The 5,439-nt window shown below is 51.9% G+C and carries 4 tRNA genes and 3 rRNA genes; all 7 read left to right on the top strand.

What is annotated here, in order from left to right:
• Window positions 1-19: 19 nt before the first annotated feature.
• The 7 genes from JQM68_RS13410 to rrf all read left to right on the top strand — a co-directional run bounded on the left by JQM68_RS13410 (window position 20) and on the right by rrf (window position 5,438).
• Window positions 20-1,550 (top strand): 16S ribosomal RNA (locus tag JQM68_RS13410).
• Window positions 1,551-1,661: 111 nt separating this feature from the next.
• Window positions 1,662-1,738, top strand: a tRNA-Ile gene (locus tag JQM68_RS13405).
• Window positions 1,739-1,775: 37 nt separating this feature from the next.
• Window positions 1,776-1,851, top strand: a tRNA-Ala gene (locus tag JQM68_RS13400).
• Between the two features lie 267 nt (window positions 1,852-2,118).
• Window positions 2,119-4,958: ribosomal RNA gene (locus JQM68_RS13395) — 23S ribosomal RNA — on the top strand.
• A gap of 143 nt (window positions 4,959-5,101) precedes the next feature.
• A tRNA-Lys gene (locus tag JQM68_RS13390) sits at window positions 5,102-5,177 on the top strand.
• A gap of 1 nt (window position 5,178) precedes the next feature.
• A tRNA-Glu gene (locus JQM68_RS13385) sits at window positions 5,179-5,253 on the top strand.
• Window positions 5,254-5,322: 69 nt separating this feature from the next.
• Window positions 5,323-5,438, top strand: a 5S ribosomal RNA gene (rrf, locus tag JQM68_RS13380).
• Together the 16S, 23S and 5S rRNA genes with 4 tRNA genes alongside form the textbook arrangement of a ribosomal RNA operon.
• Window position 5,439 lies beyond the last annotated feature (1 nt).

Here is a 5,439-nt window from a genome sequence, read left to right as displayed (position 1 = left end):
AAAGCTGTTTAGATACCATTTTATAGAGAGTTTGATCCTGGCTCAGGACGAACGCTGGCGGCGTGCTTAACACATGCAAGTCGAACGGAGCGCTTTTGATAGAGACTTCGGTCAATGGATAAAGTTGCTTAGTGGCGGACTGGTGAGTAACGCGTGAGGAACCTGCCTTTCAGAGGGGGACAACAGTTGGAAACGACTGCTAATACCGCATGACACATTTGGGCGGCATCGCCCGGATGTCAAAGATTTTATCGCTGAAAGATGGCCTCGCGTCTGATTAGATAGTTGGCGGGGTAACGGCCCACCAAGTCGACGATCAGTAGCCGGACTGAGAGGTTGACCGGCCACATTGGGACTGAGATACGGCCCAGACTCCTACGGGAGGCAGCAGTGGGGAATATTGGGCAATGGACGCAAGTCTGACCCAGCAACGCCGCGTGAAGGAAGAAGGCTTTCGGGTTGTAAACTTCTTTTAAGGGGGAAGAGAAGAAGACGGTACCCCTTGAATAAGCCACGGCTAACTACGTGCCAGCAGCCGCGGTAATACGTAGGTGGCAAGCGTTGTCCGGATTTACTGGGTGTAAAGGGCGTGTAGCCGGGCCTTTAAGTCAGATGTGAAATCCGCGGGCTTAACCCGCGAACTGCATTTGAAACTGAGGGTCTTGAGTATCGGAGAGGTAATCGGAATTCCTAGTGTAGCGGTGAAATGCGTAGATATTAGGAAGAACACCAGTGGCGAAGGCGGATTACTGGACGACAACTGACGGTGAGGCGCGAAAGCGTGGGGAGCAAACAGGATTAGATACCCTGGTAGTCCACGCTGTAAACGATCAATACTAGGTGTGCGGGGACTGACCCCCTGCGTGCCGCAGTTAACACAATAAGTATTGCACCTGGGGAGTACGATCGCAAGGTTGAAACTCAAAGGAATTGACGGGGGCCCGCACAAGCGGTGGATTATGTGGTTTAATTCGAAGCAACGCGAAGAACCTTACCAGGGCTTGACATCCTACTAACGAAGTAGAGATACATTAGGTGCCCTTCGGGGAAAGTAGAGACAGGTGGTGCATGGTTGTCGTCAGCTCGTGTCGTGAGATGTTGGGTTAAGTCCCGCAACGAGCGCAACCCCTATTGTTAGTTGCTACGCAAGAGCACTCTAGCGAGACTGCCGTTGACAAAACGGAGGAAGGTGGGGACGACGTCAAATCATCATGCCCCTTATGTCCTGGGCTACACACGTAATACAATGGCGGTCAACAAAGGGATGCAAAGCCGCGAGGCAGAGCGAACCCCAAAAAGCCGTCCCAGTTCGGATCGCAGGCTGCAACCCGCCTGCGTGAAGTCGGAATCGCTAGTAATCGCGGATCAGCATGCCGCGGTGAATACGTTCCCGGGCCTTGTACACACCGCCCGTCACACCATGAGAGTCGGGAACACCCGAAGCCCGTAGCTTAACCGCAAGGAGAGCGCGGTCGAAGGTGGGTTCGATAATTGGGGTGAAGTCGTAACAAGGTAGCCGTATCGGAAGGTGCGGCTGGATCACCTCCTTTCTAAGGAGACCTCAGTGAATGAAACACTTCACTGTAACATCCTGGTCAGTCGTAGGGTGCGGTTGGAGTAGTTACGTTGTTTAATTTAGAGGGTACACACCTCGGTGGTACGGGCCCGTAGCTCAGCTGGCTAGAGCGTGCGACTGATAATCGCAAGGTCGGTGGTTCGAGCCCACTCGGGCCCACCAACAAAAGAAACCTGGAGACGGGTTGACATAGATTAACGGGGGTTTAGCTCAGCTGGGAGAGCGCCTGCCTTGCAAGCAGGAGGTCAGCGGTTCGATCCCGCTAATCTCCACCAGAATTGAAATTGGATTGAAGCATTTAAGAAAACTTGAATGTTTCAATCTGGCTTCAAAAGAAGCTGGAGCGATGCACCTTGAAAACTGAACAATGTGACAAACAAAGTGAAGTAAGGCAACAGAGAGGTTTCCATACTAAATGGTATGGAAAGCAAATTTTAATTGTGGAACAACATCTGGAAAGATGTTAGGGTAACGATTACAATTTTGATCTTTGTGAAAGCCTGCATAATTCACAACGAGAACAGTTAAAACTGTTTTCGATTGGTCAAGCTATAAAGAGCGCAAGGGGAATGCCTTGGCATCAGGAGCCGATGAAGGACGTGACAAGCTGCGATAAGCTTCGGGGAGGAGCAAATATCCATTGATCCGGAGATTTCCGAATGGGGCAACCCACATGGACAATATCCATGTAGCGTGCGTTGAATCAAATAGGCGTACGCGGGGAACCGCCTGAACTGAAACATCTAAGTAGGGCGAGGAAAAGACATCAACCGAGATTCCGCAAGTAGTGGCGAGCGAACGCGGAGGAGGCCAAACCGGAGGATTTATTCTCCGGGGTTGCGGACAGTCATTTAGCAGAGGTTATCTAGCCGAAGGGTCTGGGAAGGCCCACCACAGAGGGTGAGAGTCCCGTAGGCGAAAGAGAAGACTGTGAGACTGGATCCAGAGTACCGCTGGACACGTGAAACCCGGTGGGAAACAGGGGGGACCACCCTCCAAGCCTAAATACTACCTGATGACCGATAGAGGAGCAGTACCGTGAGGGAAAGGTGAAAAGGACCCCGGGAGGGGAGTGAAAGAGAACCTGAAACCTTGTGCTTACAAGCAGTCAAAGCACGTTAACGTGTGATGACGTACTTTTTGTAGAACGGTCCGGCGAGTTATAGTAACGAGCAAGCTTAAGGTATTCAGTACCGGAGGCGCAGCGAGAGCGAGTCTGAATAGGGCGTATGAAGTTCGTTGCCATAGACCCGAAACCGGGTGACCTACCCATGAGCAGGTTGAAGTGGGGGTGAAACCCCATGGAGGACCGAACCGACCCCCGTTGCAATGGTGGCGGATGACTTGTGGGTAGCGGTGAAATTCCAATCGAACTCGGAGATAGCTGGTTCTCCCCGAAATAGCTTTAGGGCTAGCGTTATGTTAGATTACCGGAGGTAAAGCACTGAATGGTTTAGGGGCTGATAAAGTTACCGACGCCTATCAAACTCTGAATGCCGGATAATTGATGCATAGCAGTCAGACAGTGTGAGATAAGTTTCATTGTCAAAAGGGAAACAGCCCAGACCTACAGCTAAGGTCCCTAATTCATGCTAAGTGGAAAACGATGTGGAATTGCGAAAACAACCAGGATGTTGGCTCAGAAGCAGCCATTCATTAAAAGAGTGCGTAATAGCTCACTGGTCGAGTGACTCTGCGCGGAAAATATAACGGGGCTAAGCATGGAACCGAAGCTTAGGATTGTCTTTGGACAGTGGTAGGGGAGCGTTCTGTACGGGGTGAAGTCGCAGCGGAAGCAGCGGTGGACTGTACAGAAGTGAGAATGCCGGAATGAGTAGCGAGAATTATGTGGGAATCATAATGGCCGAAAATCTAAGGTTTCTTGGGGAAGGTTCGTCCGCCCAAGGTAAGTCGGGAGCTAAGGCGAGGCCGAAAGGCGTAGTCGATGCACATACGGTAGAAATTCCGTAACCACCGAAACTTAAACCAGAAGGACACTTGGGAATAGCCGAACCCCGGCGTTGGTTGACCGGGGCGAAAGGGAGCGAAATTATAGTAGCGAAGTCGGCGATGTCCTGAGGCGAGAAAAGCTCTGGTGTATGCTAAGGTGCCCGTACCGCAAACCGACACAGGTAGATGAGGAGAGAATCCTAAGGCCAACGGGAGAAGGGTTGTTAAGGAACTCGGCAAGTTGACCCCGTAACTTCGGAAGAAGGGGAGCCTCGAAAGAGGCCGCAGAGAATAGGCCCAAGCAACTGTTTACCAAAAACACAGGTCTATGCTAAATCGAAAGATGACGTATATGGGCTGACGCCTGCCCGGTGCCGGAAGGTTAAGAGGAGATGTCAGCGCAAGCGAAGCATTGAATTGAAGCCCCGGTAAACGGCGGCCGTAACTATAACGGTCCTAAGGTAGCGAAATTCCTTGTCAGGTAAGTTCTGACCCGCACGAAAGGCGTAATGATTTGGGCACTGTCTCAACAGCCCGCCCGGCGAAATTGTAGTACTGGTGAAGATGCCAGTTACCCGCAACTAGACGGAAAGACCCCATGGAGCTTTACTGCAGCTTAATACTGGAATTCGGTAGTTCATGTACAGGATAGGTGGGAGACTTGGAAGCCGGGCCGTCAGGTTCGGTGGAGTCGCCGGTGGGATACCACTCTTGGACTGCTGGATTTCTAACCTGCGGCCGTGAATCCGGTCGGGGGACACTGTTAGGCGGGCAGTTTGACTGGGGCGGTCGCCTCCAAAAGAGTAACGGAGGCGCTCAAAGGTTGGCTCAGCACGGACGGAAATCGTGCAGTGAGTGTAAACGTATAAGCCAGCCTAACTGCGAGACCGACGGGTCGAGCAGTAACGAAAGTTGGAGTTAGTGATCCGGTGGTATGTGAGTGGAAATGCCATCGCTCAACGGATAAAAGCTACCCTGGGGATAACAGGCTGATCTCCCCCAAGCGTCCACAGCGACGGGGAGGTTTGGCACCTCGATGTCGGCTCGTCACATCCTGGGGCTGAATTCGGTCCCAAGGGTTCGGCTGTTCGCCGATTAAAGTGGCACGCGAGCTGGGTTCAGAACGTCGTGAGACAGTTCGGTCCCTATCTGTTGCGGGCGTAAGAGATTTGAAGGGAGCTGTCCTTAGTACGAGAGGACCGGGATGGACGTACCTCTGGTGCACCAGTTGTTCTGCCAAGGGCACAGCTGGGTAGCTAAGTACGGACGAGATAAACGCTGAAAGCATCTAAGCGTGAAACTCCCCCTAAGATGAGATCTCTCACTCTTCATGAGGTAAGGGCCCAGGAAGACTACCTGGTTGATAGGCCGGAGGTGGAAGCGCAGTAATGTGTGCAGCTGACCGGTACTAATAGCCCGAGGGCTTGACCTACGAATTAGCAGGCGGCCTGAAAGCTTGTGAGTTACATTGTTCGGTTTTGAGGGTGCATCGAATGCACACTCTGAAAGAGAGAGTAGAGGAAAGAGAACTTTAGATAAAGTTTTCTTTGCTGCTTCTTTTTCAAAAGAAAGTATGCACCTTTAGCTCAGTTGGTAGAGCAACTGACTCTTAATCAGTGGGTCCCCGGTTCGAGTCCGTGAAGGTGCACCATGGCCCGTTGGTCAAGTGGTTAAGACAGCGGCCTCTCACGCCGTTAACATCGGTTCGAATCCGGTACGGGTCACCAAACTTTCTGTTGACAGAGTGTGCGAAAAACATTATAATGAAGCAAGTTCTTCGGGCAACCGAATGAATAGTTGGTGCTGATTAGGGCGAGGGTCCACCCGTTCCCATTCCGAACACGGTAGTTAAGCTCGTCTCTGCCGACAATACTTGGCTGGCAACGGCCCGGGAAAATAGGTAGCGCCAACAC

The organism is Oscillibacter valericigenes (assembly GCF_021531435.1).
GTDB lineage: Bacteria > Bacillota > Clostridia > Oscillospirales > Oscillospiraceae > Oscillibacter > Oscillibacter valericigenes_B.
Note: the sequence above shows the minus strand (reverse complement) of the source record. Positions and strands in the feature narration are given on the sequence as shown.